This window comes from Ruegeria sp. AL12, assembly GCF_056540885.1.
Genome location: NZ_JBQFXN010000015.1, coordinates 1 through 18800 on the forward strand (window position 1 = coordinate 1; position 18800 = coordinate 18800).

The window sequence follows — 18800 nt, forward strand, 5'->3', positions numbered from 1 at the left end:
GCAACCCGCTACGACAGGTGCCCCAAGGTCTTCTTGTCCGCCGTCGCACTCGCAGCGCTCGTCATATACTGGCTATGAGTCCTGACCCTAATCTCGTCACCCCCATACTCCACCCTTGCCACCCACCTCCCCCTCCTCCACGTTTGAAATCACAAATTGTGATTCCAAACGGCTGCCATGACGAACCCGAACACCCTGCCCAGCACGCATGAGGTCCAAAGCGCCATTCACCGGGTGCGCGGCACCCGCGTGGTGCTGGCCGAGGATCTGGCGCGGTTCTATGGAAAAACCGTCAGCGCCTTCAATCAGGCCGTCTCGCGCAACAAGGACCTGTTCGAGGGCTACCGCTTTCAGCTGACCGACGACGAGGTGGCGGCTTTGATATCACGGAATGTGATTTCAAAGCCCAAGGGCCGCGGCGGGCGGCGGGTCAACCCGTGGGTCTATACCGATTACGGCGTGGCCATCGCCTCGACCCTGTTCAAGGACCCGCGCGCGATCAAGATCACCCGCATGATCACCGAAGCGTTCGTAGACGGCGCCAACGCCCTGACCGAAACCCCGCGCAGCGCGCCCGAGATCCTGCCGCCCGAAGGCACCCCCGCCCCGCTGCTGCCCAATGGAGATCAGTTGCGGGCGCTGGCCGAAAACATCCTCGATTCCGGGCAGCAGAGCCTTGTCGACTATATCGCCAACCCCACCACCAAGCGCCAGCAGGCGGTGGCGACGATCATGAAGACCCTGGCCGAAACCGCCGGCGAAGAGGTGCGCACCCAGCACGAGCGTCTGCGCCTGCGCATCGCCGAACGGTTGGCCGCCGGCGATTATGCCGATGATGACGACCGCAAGGGGTTGCTGGAACTGCTGAATGCGATGAAAGGCTGACGCAGCCCTTGCCCCGGACCTTTCGGCCGCTAGACTCCGGGACATGCGCGTTGTCCTGTTATCACTGATCCTCGGCACACCCGCCGCCGCGTGGGAAGCAACGGTGGGCCAGATCTGCACCCTGTCACACGTGACGGACACGGCAGAGATATTCCTGACCTATGACCCCGAAAAGCCGCTCTATACCCTGTCCGTTACCCGCAAGACCGAAGGTTGGACCAACACCCCATGGTTCGCGATGCGGTTCGAGGGGCCGAACCCCATCGAAATCGCCACTCCGCGTCATGTTCTTTCCGACGGTGCATCGATGCTGACAGTCACCGATACCGGATTTGGAAACGTGCTGGACGGGCTGGAATACAACCGGACCGCCTATGCGTTTACGCAGGACAGGGTGAGTGAATTTCCCTTGGACGGTGCAGCGCCCCAGGTTCGCATTTTCCGCGAATGTGCCGGGGCTCAGCTGTCCTGACCGGGTCAGAAATCGAACAGATCTTCCAGAAAACCGCCTCGTTTCTTTTTCTTGCGATAGCCGTGATCCGCCCGGTCATCGTAGCCGGGTTGTGGCGGAGAATACGCTGTTGACCGCTCGATGATCTTGTCCAGTTCGCCCCGATCCAGCCAGACACCTCGGCATTGCGGACAATAGTCGATTTCAACCCCGTTTCTGTCCGTGATGACCAGTTGAGTTCCGTCAATCGGGCATTGCATCATACGATCTCCTGTTTTGCCATCTAATCTATATGAGATGGGGTTGATCCGCTGCATTGCCATCCCTCTGTGACATGACGCCCGTTTGCTTGGGTCAAGCGGGATGACACAGGCAACTGGCCCCGGCCCAAGAAGATTTTCTGGACTTCGCGATTACAACCGTCAGGGGCGCACGAACTTGGCCGTTCCAAGAGACCGCTGTTGCGGTTCGGGACTGTTGTGAACTTGCGGCGCAGTTGCCCGGGGCGGGCTGGCAGCGCCACAGGCGACCCCGTCGCCATCCGGGTCATTGCGCTTGTGATAACCCGCCTGCCCCTCGTAAAACGGCCCCACCCCCAGCGACTGCGTTGCATCACAACCTGCCAATGCGATCAGGTGGATCACCGCCTCTTCCCGCTCAAATTCGGACAGGCGCAGAAAAACACCCGTGGCGATCAGCACGGTGGTCAGCGGCAACAACAGAACCATGACCAGTATGCGTAGCGGAGACAGCGCATGCCTGCGCGTCGCCTCTGCGCGCCGGTGTCGTCTGGACGGCAGCGGCTTCGGATCAGGCGTATCCTGCGAGGGTTTTTTGAACAGCATTGCCTGATCTGTAACGTCGATTTGTGGCAAAGCCGAGGCAATCCCATAACGCTGAGGTAAAACAAATGGCGCAATCCATTTCAGGCACTTAAAATGACAGGGAACCGTCATCTGCCCGATTTTTTTGCTGCCGAACCGATATCGTGACCCTATCCGATCCTTATCACACGCCCGACGCAGCAGCGCGCTTGCAAGCACAGGACCTTCTCTTTCAGGCCAAATTTGCCGCACTGGCCTTTCTACACCCTGAAACCGGGTTGCCGTCTGTCTCGCGGATCGCGCTGGCCACGGATGAAGCGGGTTGCCCTGTCTCTCTGATTTCAACCCTTGCGGAACACACGCGCGCGCTGAGCACTTGCCCCAACTGCGCCCTTCTGATCGGAGAGCCCGCAGACAAGGGCGACCCGCTGACCCATCCGCGCCTGACATTGCACGTGATCGCTCAGCCAGTTCACCGGGACGTGGCAGGCTATGGTGACTTGCGCGACCGGTACTTGGCGCGACGGCCCAAAGCGAAACTCTATATCGATTTCGCCGATTTCGGACTGGTCCGGTTCGCCATTCAGGACGGCCTTTTGAACGCCGGATTTGGCAAGGCCTGCCGCCTTACCGCACAGGATTTCTAGCCATCAGCGGACCACATGCACGGCACATCCCGCATGACGAACGACATGAGACGCGGTAGAGCCCAGAAGCAGGTCCTGCATCCCCGGCCGGTGGGACGCAATTATGATCAGATCGGGCTTGTTCGCCTCGGCCCAATCCAGAATGGTCCGGCCGGAATGTCCTTCGATCACCAAACCCTTGGCATTCGGCAGCTGCGATGCCAGTTCATCCAGTTCTGTCTGAATCGCCTTACGCGCCTCTGTCAGATATTCGGACGGCATATACGAGATTGCATAGTTGGGAATATGCTCGACCACATGCAACAATGTCACCTGCGCGTCTGGCGTGGCCAGAATCTGGGCCAGCTTCAAAGGCCCGGATGTATCTCTTTCAGCATCGAACGAGATGGGGACCAGAATGTTGTGATACATGATGTGAGCCTCCATTTTTGCAGGCTAACTTTGAAACAGATATGAATTGCAGGCTTTGATTCAGGTCAGGAACTGCCGAATGTCTCAGCGACGTCGTACATGACCGGCTCAAAGCTTTTGCAGAGTTCGTTTATCTTGCGGTTGCGATCGCGCATTTCAGGCGTGCGCAGCATGGCAAGGAAATCTTCGCGGCGTTCCCATTGCGAATAGTTTGCTATTCGGGTTTGTGCGTCATTGACGTGCAGCCCGGCGGAAACGAAACCTGGCTGCTTTGAAATGAACTCGGCATAGGCATCCGTCAAAGCTTCCAGAAGGTCCTGACAGGTGCCGGGCGTCATTTCAAAGGTCGTGATAACTGTTTGAACACTGGCGTTTTTGGCGATTTTCAGCATCGGGATTCTCCACTTTCTGTCCCAAGCCTAACACATCAAAATGAAACGTCGCCTATTTCCTGCCGACCTTGCAAACCGGGTCAGTCATTTACGGTCAGATCAGAGTGAAATGGCCACCCGTTTCGGGGTGGCCAGACAGCCTTTTAACGTTCCATGCGCATCAGAACCGAGGCCGTACCCTTCACATGCTCTGGCCAGCGCAACAGAAAACTGTCGCCTGTCGCCCCCTGTTCGACCTCAACATGAGGCGCACTGAAGACATGGTTGTTGAACACCCCTGAAAGCACACCGATCGTCGCAACCCCATCGCAGCCTCGTGCCTTGCCGTCGAAAGGCAACTGCCCGTTTGCAGAAACAGGCCAAAGATTGGACACCGAGTGCTGCGTATAGCGAACCCTCAACGGGTTTGCGGATTTCCTGGTTACGCCATGATACGTATTGTTCTGGAAGGTCACGTTGGTGTGCCTGTCTTTGTTCAAGTCGGCAAAGCTTGTATCCACCCGTTCCGCTCGGAAGATTTCACCGCTCGTGGCACGAAACTTGTTGCCGGTCACGACCAGGCCATTGAGAAAATGCCCGGGCCCATAGGGGCGAATGACGATGAAACTGAACCAGGACGGGGCCTGACTGGAATAAAAGATGTTGTCCGTGATGCTCATCGCACTGAACGAAAAACCACTCGTGTATGTCGGCGACGGGTCGCGTTCATTCGTCCATTCGATGAAACAATTGTCGACATAATTCTCGGCGATAGTGGAACTGTTGTAGGTGCCGATCATGATCAAACCGGCCGTACGCACACCTTGCGGGATGCTATCGCCCTGAAAGACATGGTTGCCCAGAATCATGTTGTTGTCACCGCCCAGAACAGCGAAATGTCTGAAACGCACGGCTCGGTTGTGGCGCAGCTTCACATCGTTTGAATTGGTATTCAACGCAATGGAATATCGGTCCGTAACGACAAGGGCTTCTTCTGCTGACAGGAACTGGCAATTGTCGATCAACATACCCTTGCACCCCGTTCCGGTCGACGTGATCCCCCGGTCTTTCGGGCGGCTGATAAAACAGTCGTTCAACGAAAATGTACTGCCGGCGGCCGCCAAACGAATTCCGCTGCATCGGCTGTTGCATTGAAATTCGATCTGCTCCATGCCGAATTTTCGAAGCGTGCTGAAGCCGCTGAAATCCAGCAGGTACTTGAATGAATAGAACGAAAAGGACTGGGTCCCCGACGCCCCCACAAGAGGCGCGCTCAGTGTGATCTCACCCGCACCGACGTTCTTTGACCGTACATAGATTTCACGCCCGACTCCGCTGCCGGCAACGTAGGACCCGACGGGAATGTTGGCGACATTCGCGACATTGGTCAGACGCGTTTTGTCCGACGGATCATAGGTCGCAGTCGAGGTGAACGTTTCCGTATCCCAAGCCGAACTGCTTTTGACGTCAAACTGACCATTCCGGATCACGCGACGGGTTGAAAAACCACTCTGCTTGTTGGGAACCGCTGCGGCCATGTCGATCGGCGCGGTGACGGAAATCTTGCGACCACCCAAATCCAGCGAGTCATGATCCGAATTGTTCAGAAGGGCCTGAAACGCTTTTTTGAACGCCAGTTCTTCGTCTCCGAAAGCCGAAATGTAAGCCGGCAGATGGAAATCCTTTGTCAGCAACAGCATCTTGTCATCCGGCATGGTAACTGTGCCTTCAAAGTCCATTTCGGAGGTCATACTGGTGTTTTCGGCCAGATGATAAGTCCCTTGCGGAACGTAAACCCGACGGCCACCCGCCGCCTGATCGGCCACTTCAAACGCAGCTGAATCGTCCGTCACACCGTCGCCGATGGCCCCATAGTCGCGCACATCCACAACACTGATCATCTCACGCAGGAAAACACCGGTGACATCCGTGATCTCCAGGTCGTCGACACGCACCAGCGCCCCATTCGCGCCCTCAATATCCAGACCGAAATGGCCATACAGGGCGGCCAGCCCCCAAGGCATGTCCACGCCGGGGCGTTTGCCGGTTCCGACGATCGCCGTTATTTCATGCACGCTTCCATAGCCCGACAGCTGTGTGGCAGGCCCCTGCTCCACGACTCCTGCCACATGCGTGTCCCCTGCGCCCCCGGCCCAGGCCGCAATGCGCACCGACGGCAAAGGACCACTGATCGCCTTGACCCGCGCTTTGATCTGCAAATAGCAACCGGGCAAAATCGGCGTCTGGCCCATATACCGAAGCTGTTGGGTGGTTTGGACTTTCAGGATCTCCAGACAGCCACCAAAATCGGCATCCGCCGGCACGAAAACCCCCGTGCCGGATCCGCCATATGTGGGTGAGCCGGGCGTACCGTCCCCCGCAGACCAAACGGTCAGGCCATTCGCGAATTGAGGCGGCATGAAGACGATGCCGTCAGTGATTGCCTTGTTCATTGAAAACCCTTTCTAAATCGCGCCGCACCAATCTGGCGACGCGTCCAAACCCCGTGTCCAGGTCCGCCCCGAACGCGTCAGTCTGAATACCGAAAGAGAGTTAACCGCGGCTGATATCACCGTGACGGTGGTGTTGCCTCAGGCCGCAGGGTCAGCGTTGCCCAACAATTGGACGCCGTTGATTTTCCAACCGTCCTCCAGAGGGATCATCTGATAGTCCAGTATGTGCACACGCCCGTTTGCGTCGGTGATCATCACCTTCTGCCACAGGGCTCCTGCAATTTCACGCAACTCCAGAAAACGTATGTCGGAAGGACGCCAGACCATCGGATACCCATTGCGTACCATTGCTCCGAAATTGTCGGGGTTCTGAAAAAGGCGCTGGATGCTGGGGCTGGCAAAGGTGAAGGCCGTGGCAAAATCATCCGCCTTGAAGGCCTGTATCTGCGCCGAAATGTTTGCTTCTATCTCTGCGTTTTGCGCAAATGCGCCCGACCCCAGCCCAACACTCAGGGATACAACAAGCAAAAATCGACGCATGGGGCCACCTCCTGCAAAAAAGAGTAGCCCCATACGGGATCACGTCAAATCAGACCAGCTCTCCGGCCAGCGCCTTGTCGATCAGGGCAATTGTTTCAGGCACACCGTACAGCGCGATAAAGCCGCCAAAACGCGGGCCCTGCGATGCACCCAGAAGCACTTCGTACAACGCCGTGAACCAACTGCGCATGGGGTCGAACCGCTCCCGCCCGATGGAATAGACAACTGATTGCAGCGCCTCGTCCTCGGTCGGGCCATCATATGCTTCAAGCGCGGCTTTCAGCGCTTCCAGCGCCTCGCGCTCCTGATCCGTGGGGGCGCGATGTTTGCGCGTCGGTTTGACGAAATCGTTGAAGTAGCGAACCGCAAAGCCCGCAGCCTGATCCAGATCGGGATGGCTTTCAGCTGTTGCTTCCGGCGCATAGCGGCGAATAAAGCCCCACAGCGTCTCCTTGTCTTCCGCGCCCGAGACCGACGCCAGGTTCAGCAACATCGCAAACGGTACGATCAGGGTCGATTCGGGAACGTCGCCACCATGAATGTGCCAGACCGGATTGTTCAGCTGAGCTTTCAGGTCCTGCCCCGGATAGGCGCGCAACTGTTGATGATATTCGTCATAAGCCTTCGGGATCACGTCGAAATGCATCCGCTTGGCTGTCTTGGGCTTTTGATACATGAAATACGCCAGGCTTTCGGTTGGCGCGTAGGTCAGCCATTCGTCGATCGACACGCCATTGCCGGACGATTTCGAGATCTTCTGGCCATTCTCATCCAGGAACAGTTCATAAGAAAAATGCTCGGGCGCGCGGCCGCCCAATGCACGGCAGATCGCGTCATAGATTTTTTCGTTGGTAGCATGTTCCTTGCCGTACATCTCGAAATCGACGCCCAGCGCTGCCCAGCGCGCCCCGAAATCAGGCTTCCATTGCAATTTCACGTTGCCGCCAGTGACGGGCAAGGTCCATTCCTTGCCGTCCTCGTCATCGAATGTGACGGTATAGGTCTCTGCACACACTTTCTTCATCGGCACATACAAAACCCGCCCGGTTTCCGGATGGATCGGCAGGAAAATCGAATAGGTCTGTTGGCGCTCTTCCCGAAGGCTTTTGAGCATGATGGCCATGATGTCGTCATAGCGCTCGACCGCGCGCTTCAGGATCTCGTCGAACTGGCCTGACCGATAGAAATCGCGTGCAGAATAGAACTCATAGTCGAATCCGAAAGTATCGAGGAACCGGCGCAACATCGCGTTGTTGTGCTCGCCGAAGCTGGGGTATTCGCCAAACGGATCGGGAACCGAAGTCAACGGGCGCTGCAAATGTTCTTCAAGCGCCTCCGGGTTGGGCACGTTGCTGGGCACTTTGCGCATCCCGTCCAGATCGTCCGAAAAACAGATCAACTTGGTCGGTATGTCCGAAAGCGCCTCGAACGCGCGCTTGACCATCGTGGTCCGCGCGACCTCGCCGAATGTTCCGATATGCGGCAAGCCAGACGGGCCGTAACCGGTTTCGAACAGCACATACCCCTTTTCCGGAGCACCCTTCTGATAGCGTTTGAGCAACCGGCGCGCCTCTTCAAAAGGCCAGGCCTTCGACGACATCGCGGTTTCACGCAGTTCAGACATTTCATTGTGCTCCATCGGGGAAAGTGTCACGGTCACCCCATGCAACCGGACCGGCCCCTCCTATTGTGCCAGTGCAGCATGAGTCAATAAAGCAGTGGCGCAATTCGCGACACACTGCGCCAAAAAACAGTCGCCCTCGGGCAGGTAGGGAAACGTTCCCTGGCCCGCAAACACTCTGTCCGGGATATCCGCGCTGCATTTTCACCGGCCAGCCTTGCTCAGGCCACAAAGGTGGTTCGATTGTTCCTCCGAAACAAAAAAGACACGGGCGCGGGCGCAAACTTGACCCGGTTGTTTCGCCCGCTCACCGGGCAGTGTTAGACAAAGGCGACACGGGGGGGTTCCCCGGACCAGAGGAAACGAGATGCGACGCGAAACCACCAACCGTATACGCTTTGTACTCGAAGATATCGTGCCGCCTGTCCTGCGTGACAGCGCCGCGTTTCATTGGCTGGCATGCAGGGTTTGGGGCGACCATATCACGCGCCTTGCCGAATTCCGTGAACGCGCAACCTATCTGACGGATGACGAATACGAAAAGCTCTACCGCGATCATCCGCGCGTGCATCAGGGCACCGACAATTCCAAAGCCTGCATCGAACGGATAGCCAGGGATATCGTCGGGCAAAGCATCTGCGATATCGGCTGCGGCACCGGCGTTCTTTTGCAACGCATAAAGGCAGCCCGACCCGACATCACGCAACTGACAGGGGTGGATTTCGTCGTCGATGATGCGGCTGCCATCGACAATATCGACTATGTCGCAGCTCGGATCGAAGAACTGCCGTTTGAAGACAACAGCTTTGACACAGTAATCTGCACCCACGTGATCGAGCATCTTCTGGATTACCGGCAAGCAATCTCTGAACTGCGTCGTGTCGCGCGAAAACGCGTCATTATCGTCGTCCCGCGCGAACGCGAAAGCAGGTACACCTTCAATCCGCATTTCAACTTTTTCCCCTACACCCACAGCTTTCTGCGCGCGGTGCATCCCAGCCCGGACATCCATGTCTGCGAAGATCTGGGGCGCGACATCTACTATTGCGAAGACCGCCCCGAGGAAAAACCGGAACCGGAGCACCAAGGATGACTCCGCCCGCCCCAACGACACTAGTCTGGGCTGGTTTGCTGTGCACACCAGTTATGATCTCGGCTGGGCAAATCCTGTTCAAACTGGCAGGAAACCGGATTGACGGGCGCGAAGCCACCGGATTGGCGGGCCTCATTCAGACGCTGTTCGATCCTTTCCTTCTGACAGCCTTTGCCATCTATGGCTCGGCTACGGTGCTGTGGGTGTATGTCCTGCGGTATCTGTCTCTGTCCCAGGCCTACCCTTTCATGGCCCTCAGTTTCGTTCTTGTGCCACTGGCCTCGCACGTCTTCTTCGGCGAAACACTTGGGCTGCGCTACTGGCTGGGGGCCGCGCTTTTGATTTCCGGAATGATGGTCATGAATACCTGATCGCGCGGGGGTGGATGAAACAAGGTGTTGAACCTGACCCGCTGCGCTCATATCGTGCGTCCTCGAACGACCCCAATCAGGACCATCCCATGACCGAGCAAGTGCCCCACCCGATGTCCCCGCAGGATTGCCTTGTGGCGATCATGGTTGCTGTCTCGGCGTCTGACGAAAACATCCGAACCGCCGAGCTGGTCAAGATCGAGGTCGCCGTGAACATGCTGCCGGTCTTTGCCGGGTATGACATCGATCGGACCCGTCGTGTATCACAGATTGTTTTTGACCTGTTCGAACAGGAAGACGGTCTGGATGCGCTGTTTGGCCTGATCCGCGAAAACCTGCCCGAGCGTCTGAACGAAACGGCCTATGCGCTGGCTTGCGATGTTGCAGCCGCCGACGGTTCGCTGGCCGAAACGGAATTGCGCCTGCTGGAAGAAATCCGGTACGAACTGAATATCGACCGTCTGCATGCCGCCGCAATCGAACGCGGGGCACGCGCGCGCCACACGGTCTGATCCGGGCACTCTGCGGGTTTCAGCTTCCGTAGAGTGCGCCCCAACGTTCCAGCAAGGCCCGTTGCAGTTTCCGCGACCTGCGGTTCCAGCTTCGCGCGCCTTCAGGCCGTTCGCGTTGTGCGCGGGGAATCTTGGCGCGATGGGCCACGTCCGCAGTAAAAATGGCAAAGGCCAGATCGACCCCGTCCGCCGTTGTCAGGAAACCGCCCAACCCAGATACGAAGTTCAATGTGCCTGTCTTGGCATCGACCTTGATCGGGTGGTTCTTGACCGGCCGCCCATTGCGATCCGTCAAGGCAAAAGGCTTCATCAATGGGCGCAATGCGCCCATTTTCCGGGCCGCGACAAGGGCCGCGACCAGATCCGCCGGCACCATACGCGAGGCATCGCCAAGACCGGAATGATCGACCATCGCGATCCCGTTCACGCCAAAGCTCTGAGACGCCCAACGGTTCATCTCGGCCGCCGACTCCGCCAGGTTGCGCGGGTCAACGCCCCGCGCTTTGGTTGCGGCCAGTCCGACCATCTCGGCCGTCAGGTTCGTCGAGTATTTCAGCATCCCCTGCAAAATACTGTTCAATGGATCGCTGCGATGCACCACAAGGTCGACGCCTTTTGGCGCCTCTCGTGTCACTTGCACCCGATTCAAAACGATTCCATTGGATCGGGCCAAAGTACGAAACACATCACCCGCGTACAATGCGGGTTTGCGCACAGGCAGCCAGCGCGCCCCGCCATTGCCCAACGCGCCCTTGGCCACGGTCCAGCGGTCCTGCCGCGCACTTGGCTGATAGGTATAGATAGGCAAGCTGCGGTTCTCGACCCGCATGGCTGCCACATCCACTGCCGGCACATATCGTGCGCTGCGTGCATCCATGGTCACATCGTAACCCTTACCGGCACGCTTCCACTCGAAATGGACCCGATTGAAATTCAACGATATCCCACTTACCGCCGGGCTGTACCCCACATGATCCGGCTGTCCGGGATCAATGCTGAACACGAAGGGCAGCGCCCCGTCATAGACCTTGAAGGCTCCTCGAACTTCGGTGATTCCGGCCTCGCGCAGGTTGGCCGCCATCGTGGCCAGCGCATCCGTATCCAAAAGCGGGTCACCCCCGCCTGCCAATATCAGATCGCCATGCAAAATCCCGTTTTCAATTGGCCCATCTGCGATCAAACGGGTTTCGAACCGGTGGTCGGGCCCCAGAACGTCCAGCGCATAAAGCGCGGTCATCGCCTTGCCGACACTGGCCGGGGGCAAGCCCGCACCTTCACCAAAAACCTCCAGCGGCTTTCCGGTCGCCACATCCGCGACCGCGAAAACAACTTCGCCCGTCAACCCTGCGGCCGCAACCAAACGCTCGGCGCCACTCAACAGCGCCGCACGCGCGCGCGGCCTGAGCGAGACCAGCGGCGCCTGCGCCAGACCAGCTGCCGGGATCAGAGACGCCCCCAATCCTCCCAGAAACACACGACGTGAAAAACGACCAGCCATAGTTGGAATAAAATCCCACAGATCAAATGCGCGCAACCACTCGCTGCGATTATGCGCCGGGCAAGGCTATTCCGGCAACACTTCCGCGCGCCATTCGCCGCGCGTCCGAATTTCCGTGGAACTGACATCAACCATCGGCACATTCACGAAACACCAGGCCGGAGCCTGCGCCCGCCCCAAAAGATGCCGCGCCTGCCCGTCGATCCTGTACTTGGCATAGACCCGCGCCGCCCTGGACATCCGGGCAGATATCCGGTCGCCGGGCCGTGCGACCACACCGACAGGGACACTGTCCATGATCCCTCGCCAATCTTTCCAGCGGTGAAATTGCGCCAGATTGTCCGCCCCCATCAGCCAGACAAATCGCACCTGTGGATACAATCGCTGCAACGCTGTCAGAGTATCCGCAGTGGCGCGTGTACCTGTGAGCGACTCGAGGTCCGTCACTTCGACGCGCGGATGCTGCATCACATTCCGCGCTGCCGCCATTCGCTTGCCCATGGGCGCGGGCCCGCGTTCCTTCAACGGATTGCCCGGCGATACCAGCCACCAAACCCGATCCAGCCCGAACGCCTTCATTGCCTCAAGCGTGACGTGCACATGGCCCTGATGCGGTGGATCAAACGACCCGCCGAACAGACCGACGACCTGTCCAGGTCGCGCATAGGGTATGCCGTGCCGCTCCATACCCTGCTGATGTTCAGAACTGCGAGGCGTTGTCAATCAACAGGTTGCACCACATCACCCAGCTGAACCCGCCCGGGTCGCACGACTTCGGCGCACCATCCTCCGTGCCCACGCACGGAGGAATAGCCACCCTTGCCCAGCGCTTCTTCCATCCGGCTGCACGGCGCACAAATCACGGTGAGGCGCAAAATTGCCTCGCCCACCTGCACCTCGCGCCCTTTGAGCGCCGTCAGATTTATCCCCGAAACCACCAGGTTGCGCCGAAGGATCACAGGCGCAACCGGCCCCTGCCCCAGATAGGACCCAATCGCCGCCAGATGCTCTTGCTGGATCAAAGTCACTGCCCGCTTGCCAACGCGGGCGCGGTCACTGATCAGACCGGCCTCGGCAATCACGGATTCCTCCAGTGACACCATCTCGGCCCGGCGCTGTGGTCGCGCTCCGATCCAAGTCACGCAACCGGGCTGCGCCCAACCCGCAATCAATTCGGCCAGTTCCAACATAACACCCCCATTTACAGCGCACCCACACTATGCCGCCCGACCCAAAGACGAAATTCACAATACCACCAGCTTGCCCCGCCCGTCCCGCTCGGATATCCAGCGTTTCAACCAAATTTCCCGACCCAGAGGACGCGACATGGCCGCCTATCAATATGTCTACCACATGCAGGGTGTCTCCAAGACCTATCCCGGTGGCAAGAAGTGCTTTGAAAACATCCACCTCAGCTTTCTGCCCGGCGTGAAAATCGGTGTCGTCGGCGTCAACGGCGCCGGTAAATCGACGCTGATGAAGATCATGGCCGGTCTGGATACCGATTTCACCGGCGAGGCATGGGCCGCCGAGGGCGCCAAGGTCGGCTATCTGCCGCAGGAACCGCAGTTGGATGAATCCCTGACCGTTCGCGAAAACGTCATGCTGGGCGTGGCCGGGAAAAAGGCCAAGGTCGACCGGTTCAACGAGATCGCGATGGAGATCGCCGAGAACTACTCGGACGAGTTGATGGAAGAGATGACCGCCCTGCAGGACGCGATCGACGCGGAAAACTTGTGGGATCTGGATAGCCAGATCGATGTCTCGATGGAAGCGCTGCGCTGCCCGCCAGACGATGCCAACATCGCCAATCTTTCGGGCGGTGAAAAACGCCGCGTGGCGCTGTGCAAGCTGCTGCTGGAAGCGCCCGACATGCTGCTCTTGGACGAACCGACCAACCACCTGGACGCGGAAACCATCGCCTGGCTGCAACAGCACCTGATCGACTACAAAGGCACCATCCTAATCGTCACCCACGACCGTTATTTCCTGGATGACATCACCGGCTGGATTCTCGAATTGGACCGCGGTCGTGGCATTCCTTATGAAGGCAACTATTCCTCGTGGTTGGAGCAGAAAGCCAAGCGGCTTGAGCAAGAGGCCCGCGAAGACAAATCCAAGCAGAAGACGCTTCAGCGCGAACTGGAATGGATGCGTCAGGGTCAAAAGGCGCGTCAGGCCAAATCCAAAGCCCGGATCAACGCCTATAACGAGTTGGCGGAACAGTCCGAGCGCGAAAAGCTGACCCGCGCCCAGATCGTCATCCCCAACGGCCCGCGCCTTGGCAGCAAGGTGATCGAGGTCAGCGGGCTGGCCAAGCACATGGGCGACAAGCAACTGATCGAAAATCTCTCGTTCAGCCTGCCGCCCGGTGGCATCGTCGGCGTGATCGGCCCCAACGGCGCCGGTAAGTCGACCCTGTTCAAAATGCTCACCGGCCATGAAAAGCCAGATGCCGGCACCATCGAATACGGCGACACGGTGCAGCTGTCCTATGTCGATCAGTCGCGCGACGACCTCAACGACAACGACACCGTGTGGGAGGCGATCACCGGCGGCGCCGAGATCATTCAGCTGGGCGACGCGCAGGTCAATTCCCGCGCCTATTGCTCGTCCTTCAACTTCAAGGGCGGCGACCAGCAGAAAAAGGTTTCACTGCTGTCAGGGGGTGAGCGTAACCGCGTCCACATGGCCCGCCTGCTGAAAGAGGGCGGCAACGTCCTGCTGCTCGACGAACCGACCAACGATCTGGACGTCGAAACCCTGCGCGCGCTGGAAGACGCCCTTGTCGATTTCGCCGGCTGCGCCGTGGTGATCTCGCACGATCGTTTCTTCCTCGACCGGATCTGTACGCACATCCTGGCCTTTGAAGGTGATGCCCATGTGGAATGGTTCGAGGGCAACTTCGAAGACTACGAAGAGGACAAAAAGCGCCGTTTGGGGCCGGATGCGCTGGAGCCCAAGCGGTTGAAGCACAAAAAGTTTGCGCGGTAGACGCCCCAGAGCAATAAATTGATGACCAGAACAGGCCGCTCTTGGAATACCAAGCGGCCTGTTTTTTTACCGTTATTCTCAAAGCCAGGCAAATTTGATACTCTAATTGCAATTCTTTTGTTTGAGTATTGTTATGGCAGAACCCATCACCGCACTTGCTGCACCCCTGATGCCATTTCTGGACTATCTGCGGCCAAACAAATCACCCTATGTGCTGGTATCTGTCGCAATTCTGACGTGCTTGCTGTTACCTCAGAACAACCTGTTTGAGAGCCCATTTGGATGGATGTACCATATTCCAATTTACTGCGTGATTGCCTGTACGGTCGTGCTGTCCTTTTTGTACCGCCCACCCGAGGTTGTACGGCACAACGCCAAAGCATCCGGGCACTCGGCCACGACGACAAACCTGACCGAGGTGTCCGATGACAGCATGGTCGACATGGATCATCAGCTAAAGTTCTCTCGGTCGTTCTGTCTAATATGCGGGCTCGTTTCTCTCTACATTTTGTTCAAGTCCGAAAGCAGACCATTTTTTGAAATATTCACCGTGCTTTATTTTGTTATCGTTTTTCATATTGCTGTGTTCATGGGTTATCTTCTGTTTCGATCCCTGCGAGAAGAAAGCATAAACAAATTTGCGGTTTTTCAGATTGGTTTCATTACAGGAATAAGCCTACTCGGAACCGCACTGTCTTACGACCAAATCAACAAGAATGATTATTCCATTCTGTCGAATTGCACTCAAAACTCGCTGCTCATTCTGGACAACAACGAAAATATCGCAAGGTTCGAGGAAGAAAGGGGAATATTTCTGGACGGAATGCCTATTCCACCGGAAGACCAAGGCTTTCCCCCAGCCGAGACGGCATATACCAAATGCGATACACCGGAAACGGTCGTTTTTTCCGGTTACTTGTATGAGATTGACCCCAAGGACATCACCAAAAGAATCGATTGGAAAGCAACAAACACCATTATCTTCGCGATAGCCTGGCTTGCATTTATGTTGTTTTGGGTTCTTCGTTTGAAGAAATTCATTCGCGTCGTGTTCGTAGATTAAAAGGCGAAGAGGGATAACCTTCCAACCAATCTCTCGCAACGCTCAGGGCTGAAAACCTTTGGATGAACGCAACGGAGCGGCCTTCTTCGCCGACTGAAACCATCGCGAGATACCTGAAAAAATCGACAAACGCAGATGCGAACCTCAAAACAGCGTCAAGATTACGTGTCGTTTTCACGGCCACAGAAGAAGTTTGACACTCTCTCTTGTCACCCGGCCCCAACACTGCTAAACGCTCCCAATCTTGCGGCCTCGGATTCGTTCCGGGGCCTTAGATATTTTGAACCGGGGACCTTCGGGGCCCTATACCCTTGGCACCTACGGGGGCCTCTCACATAGCGGGGAACCCCCTCGCACTTGCTAAACGGAAGACAGAAAGCATGGCACTCAAGTCGTACAAGCCGACGACGCCGGGCCAGCGCGGGCTGGTGCTGATCGACCGTTCGGAGCTTTGGAAAGGACGTCCGGTCAAGTCTCTCACAGAGGGTTTGACCAAATCGGGCGGCCGGAACAACACCGGACGGATCACTTCACGCCGCCGCGGCGGTGGCGCAAAGCGTCTCTACCGGATCGTTGACTTCAAACGGAACAAATTTGATGTCGCGGCAACCGTCGAGCGGATCGAATATGACCCGAACCGGACCGCATTCATCGCACTGGTAAAATATGAAGACGGCGAGCAGGCCTATATCCTGGCTCCGCAGCGTCTGGCTGTTGGTGACAAAGTCGTGGCATCTGCCAAGGCCGACATCAAGCCGGGCAACGCAATGCCGTTCTCGGGCATGCCCATTGGTACAATCGTCCACAATATCGAGATGAAGCCTGGCAAAGGCGGTCAGATCGCACGTGCGGCCGGTACTTACGCTCAGTTCGTTGGTCGCGATGGCGGCTACGCTCAGATCCGTCTGAGCTCGGGCGAGCTGCGCATGGTCCGTCAGGAATGCATGGCCACCGTTGGTGCCGTGTCCAACCCCGACAACTCGAACCAGAACCTCGGTAAAGCCGGTCGTATGCGCCACAAAGGCGTTCGTCCGTCGGTTCGTGGTGTTGCAATGAACCCGATCGATCACCCGCACGGTGGTGGTGAAGGTCGTACCTCGGGTGGCCGTACACCGGTTACACCGTGGGGTAAGGACACCAAGGGTAAGCGTACCCGCAACAAGAACAAAGCGTCCCAGAAGCTGATCATCCGCTCGCGGCACGCCAAGAAGAAGGGACGTTAATCTATGTCTCGCTCTGTTTGGAAGGGTCCTTTCGTCGATGCTTATGTGCTGAAAAAAGCCGAAGCAGCGCGCGAGTCGGGCCGCAACGAAGTCATCAAGATCTGGTCGCGTCGTTCCACCATTCTGCCCCAATTCGTGGGTCTGACCTTTGGTGTGTACAATGGCCAGAAGCATATCCCGGTAAACGTCACGGAAGACATGATTGGTCAGAAGTTCGGTGAATACTCGCCAACTCGTACCTACTATGGTCACGCCGCAGACAAAAAAGCGAAGCGGAAGTAAGTCATGGGCAAGGAAAAGAACCCCCGCCGCGTGGCTGAAAACGAAGCAATGGCGAAAACTCGCATGCTTCGCACCAGCCCGCAGAAACTGAACCTGGTTGCGCAAATGATCCGCGGCAAGAAAGTCGAGAAGGCTCTGACCGACCTGACTTTCTCGAACAAGCGTGTCGCGCAGGACGTCAAGAAGTGCCTGCAGTCCGCAATCGCGAATGCCGAAAACAACCACAACCTGGACGTTGACGAACTGATCGTCGCCGAAGCCTGGGTTGGCAAGAACCTGGTCATGAAGCGCGGTCGCCCGCGTGCCCGCGGCCGTTTCGGCAAGATCATGAAGCCGTTCTCGGAGATCACCATCAAGGTGCGTCAAGTTGAGGAGCAAGCCTAATGGGACATAAAGTCAATCCGATCGGCATGCGCCTGCAGGTCAACCGCACCTGGGACAGCCGCTGGTACGCTGACACCAAGGATTACGGTGATCTTCTTCTGGAAGACATCAAGATCCGTGAGTTCATCCAGAAAGAGTGCAAGCAGGCCGGTGTTGCACGTGTGATCATCGAACGTCCGCACAAGAAGTGCCGCGTCACGATCCACACCGCACGTCCGGGTGTTATCATCGGCAAGAAAGGTGCAGACATCGAAGTTCTGCGCAAGAAGCTGGCCCAGATGACCGACAGCGAACTGCACCTGAACATCGTCGAAGTGCGCAAGCCCGAGCTTGACGCGCAGCTGGTTGCCGAGTCGATCGCTCAGCAGCTGGAACGTCGTGTTTCGTTCCGTCGCGCAATGAAGCGCTCGGTTCAGAACGCCATGCGCATGGGCGCCCTGGGTATCCGGGTGAACGTCGCTGGCCGTCTGGGCGGTGCCGAAATCGCACGGACCGAGTGGTACCGCGAAGGCCGCGTGCCTCTGCACACCCTGCGTGCCGACATCGATTACGCACATGCCGAAGCGATGACCCCGTACGGGATTATCGGGATCAAGGTCTGGATCTTCAAAGGTGAGATCATGGAGCACGATCCGCAGGCACGTGACCGTAAAGCACAGGAACTCCAGGATGGTCCGGCACCTCGCGGTGCAGGCGGCCGTCGCTAAGGAGGATTTGAGATGCTTCAACCAAAGCGTACGAAATTCCGCAAGATGCACAAAGGCCGGATCAAGGGAGAAGCCAAGGGCGGCTCTGATCTGAACTTTGGCACCTACGGTCTGAAAGCCCTGCAGCCCGAGCGCGTCACCGCACGTCAGATCGAAGCTGCACGTCGTGCCATGACCCGTCACATGAAACGTCAGGGTCGTGTCTGGATCCGTATCTTCCCCGACACTCCGGTCACTGCAAAGCCGATCGAAGTTCGTATGGGTAAAGGTAAGGGTTCGGTGGACCGCTGGGTTTGCAAGGTCAAGCCCGGTCGCGTGATGTTCGAAATCGACGGCGTCAATGACGACATCGCCCGCGAGGCCCTGCGCCTGGCCGCGATGAAGCTGCCGATCAAGACCCGCGTCGTGGTTCGCGAAGACTGGTAAGCGATCCGGGGTTTCCCCGTTCGTGGCAAAATTGACCCCCGTCG

Annotated in this window: 23 protein-coding genes; 13 read left to right on the forward strand and 10 right to left on the reverse strand. The window is 57.6% G+C overall.

Going from position 1 to position 18800, the window contains the following annotated elements:
• Positions 1-177: 177 nt before the first annotated feature.
• Positions 178-885, forward strand: coding sequence for an ORF6N domain-containing protein (locus ACR0C6_RS19975; protein WP_480620829.1), 708 nt, complete (start codon positions 178-180; stop codon positions 883-885).
• A gap of 43 nt (positions 886-928) precedes the next feature.
• Complete coding sequence (locus tag ACR0C6_RS19980) at positions 929-1357, forward strand: hypothetical protein (protein WP_480620831.1); 429 nt, start codon at positions 929-931, stop codon at positions 1355-1357.
• A 5-nt stretch (positions 1358-1362) separates the two neighbouring features.
• On the opposite strand, the gene ACR0C6_RS19985 is transcribed toward ACR0C6_RS19980, so the two are convergent.
• Together ACR0C6_RS19985 and ACR0C6_RS19990 are read right to left on the reverse strand one after the other, a co-directional pair.
• Entirely contained in the window at positions 1363-1596 is a 234-nt protein-coding gene (locus ACR0C6_RS19985; protein ID WP_171169092.1) for a TFIIB-type zinc ribbon-containing protein, read from the reverse strand.
• A 162-nt stretch (positions 1597-1758) separates the two neighbouring features.
• Positions 1759-2181, reverse strand: coding sequence for an excalibur calcium-binding domain-containing protein (locus ACR0C6_RS19990; protein ID WP_171169094.1), 423 nt, complete (start codon positions 2179-2181; stop codon positions 1759-1761).
• Positions 2182-2324: 143 nt separating this feature from the next.
• On the opposite strand from ACR0C6_RS19990, the gene ACR0C6_RS19995 reads away from it, so the two are divergent.
• Entirely contained in the window at positions 2325-2807 is a 483-nt protein-coding gene (locus ACR0C6_RS19995) for a HugZ family pyridoxamine 5'-phosphate oxidase (protein WP_480446144.1), read from the forward strand.
• 3 nt (positions 2808-2810) lie between these two features.
• Here the strand turns inward: ACR0C6_RS19995 and ACR0C6_RS20000 are convergent, their stop codons facing one another.
• The 5 genes from ACR0C6_RS20000 to ACR0C6_RS20020 all read right to left on the reverse strand — a co-directional run bounded on the left by ACR0C6_RS20000 (position 2811) and on the right by ACR0C6_RS20020 (position 8206).
• Complete coding sequence (locus ACR0C6_RS20000; protein ID WP_152459144.1) at positions 2811-3218, reverse strand: universal stress protein; 408 nt, start codon at positions 3216-3218, stop codon at positions 2811-2813.
• Positions 3219-3283: 65 nt separating this feature from the next.
• Positions 3284-3610 carry an antibiotic biosynthesis monooxygenase family protein gene (locus tag ACR0C6_RS20005; protein ID WP_152459145.1) on the reverse strand — a complete coding sequence of 109 codons (327 nt, stop codon included), beginning with the start codon at positions 3608-3610 and terminating at the stop codon, positions 3284-3286.
• Positions 3611-3753: 143 nt separating this feature from the next.
• A complete protein-coding gene (locus ACR0C6_RS20010) occupies positions 3754-6042 on the reverse strand; it encodes a glycosyl hydrolase family 28-related protein (RefSeq protein WP_480620833.1) in 2289 nt (762 codons plus the stop codon).
• A 138-nt stretch (positions 6043-6180) separates the two neighbouring features.
• Positions 6181-6582 (reverse strand): DUF4864 domain-containing protein, encoded by a 402-nt coding sequence (locus tag ACR0C6_RS20015; protein WP_171229102.1) that lies wholly within the window; start codon positions 6580-6582, stop codon positions 6181-6183.
• A gap of 49 nt (positions 6583-6631) precedes the next feature.
• Positions 6632-8206 carry a lysine--tRNA ligase gene (locus ACR0C6_RS20020; protein ID WP_171229103.1) on the reverse strand — a complete coding sequence of 525 codons (1575 nt, stop codon included), beginning with the start codon at positions 8204-8206 and terminating at the stop codon, positions 6632-6634.
• A gap of 364 nt (positions 8207-8570) precedes the next feature.
• Between ACR0C6_RS20020 and ACR0C6_RS20025 the strand changes: the two genes are divergently transcribed.
• From ACR0C6_RS20025 to ACR0C6_RS20035, 3 genes are all read left to right on the forward strand, one after another.
• Positions 8571-9296 (forward strand): class I SAM-dependent methyltransferase, encoded by a 726-nt coding sequence (locus tag ACR0C6_RS20025; RefSeq protein ID WP_480620835.1) that lies wholly within the window; start codon positions 8571-8573, stop codon positions 9294-9296.
• On the forward strand, positions 9293-9667 hold the full coding sequence (locus ACR0C6_RS20030) for an EamA family transporter (protein ID WP_216603653.1): 375 nt from the start codon (positions 9293-9295) through the stop codon (positions 9665-9667). Before ACR0C6_RS20025 ends, ACR0C6_RS20030 begins: the two co-directional genes overlap by 4 nt.
• Positions 9668-9756: 89 nt before the next feature.
• A complete protein-coding gene (locus tag ACR0C6_RS20035; protein ID WP_152459150.1) occupies positions 9757-10179 on the forward strand; it encodes a tellurite resistance TerB family protein in 423 nt (140 codons plus the stop codon).
• A gap of 19 nt (positions 10180-10198) precedes the next feature.
• Here ACR0C6_RS20035 and dacB read toward each other — a convergent pair whose 3' ends face one another.
• From dacB to ACR0C6_RS20050, 3 genes are all read right to left on the reverse strand, one after another.
• Positions 10199-11677 (reverse strand): D-alanyl-D-alanine carboxypeptidase/D-alanyl-D-alanine endopeptidase, encoded by a 1479-nt coding sequence (gene dacB, locus ACR0C6_RS20040; protein ID WP_480620837.1) that lies wholly within the window; start codon positions 11675-11677, stop codon positions 10199-10201.
• Between the two features lie 66 nt (positions 11678-11743).
• Entirely contained in the window at positions 11744-12364 is a 621-nt protein-coding gene (locus tag ACR0C6_RS20045) for a nicotinate-nucleotide adenylyltransferase (protein WP_480620839.1), read from the reverse strand.
• 32 nt (positions 12365-12396) lie between these two features.
• Positions 12397-12867 carry an MOSC domain-containing protein gene (locus ACR0C6_RS20050; protein ID WP_480620841.1) on the reverse strand — a complete coding sequence of 157 codons (471 nt, stop codon included), beginning with the start codon at positions 12865-12867 and terminating at the stop codon, positions 12397-12399.
• 136 nt (positions 12868-13003) lie between these two features.
• Between ACR0C6_RS20050 and ettA the strand changes: the two genes are divergently transcribed.
• The 7 genes from ettA (at position 13004) to rplP (ending at position 18756) form a co-directional block, all read left to right on the forward strand.
• The gene (gene ettA, locus ACR0C6_RS20055) at positions 13004-14671 is read left to right on the forward strand and encodes an energy-dependent translational throttle protein EttA (protein WP_480620843.1); all 1668 of its coding nucleotides are present in this window, start codon (positions 13004-13006) and stop codon (positions 14669-14671) included.
• A gap of 133 nt (positions 14672-14804) precedes the next feature.
• The gene (locus ACR0C6_RS20060) at positions 14805-15734 is read left to right on the forward strand and encodes a hypothetical protein (protein WP_480446152.1); all 930 of its coding nucleotides are present in this window, start codon (positions 14805-14807) and stop codon (positions 15732-15734) included.
• Between the two features lie 380 nt (positions 15735-16114).
• Entirely contained in the window at positions 16115-16957 is an 843-nt protein-coding gene (gene rplB / locus ACR0C6_RS20065; RefSeq protein WP_008757664.1) for a 50S ribosomal protein L2, read from the forward strand.
• A 3-nt stretch (positions 16958-16960) separates the two neighbouring features.
• Entirely contained in the window at positions 16961-17239 is a 279-nt protein-coding gene (gene rpsS / locus ACR0C6_RS20070) for a 30S ribosomal protein S19 (protein ID WP_068348022.1), read from the forward strand.
• 3 nt (positions 17240-17242) lie between these two features.
• A complete protein-coding gene (rplV, locus tag ACR0C6_RS20075) occupies positions 17243-17623 on the forward strand; it encodes a 50S ribosomal protein L22 (RefSeq protein ID WP_039538267.1) in 381 nt (126 codons plus the stop codon).
• Positions 17623-18330 (forward strand): 30S ribosomal protein S3, encoded by a 708-nt coding sequence (gene rpsC, locus ACR0C6_RS20080; RefSeq protein WP_171229110.1) that lies wholly within the window; start codon positions 17623-17625, stop codon positions 18328-18330. The genes rplV and rpsC overlap by 1 nt, the downstream gene beginning before the upstream one ends.
• Before the next feature lie 12 nt (positions 18331-18342).
• Positions 18343-18756, forward strand: coding sequence for a 50S ribosomal protein L16 (gene rplP, locus ACR0C6_RS20085; RefSeq protein ID WP_117872242.1), 414 nt, complete (start codon positions 18343-18345; stop codon positions 18754-18756).
• The last annotated feature ends 44 nt before the right edge of the window (positions 18757-18800 follow it).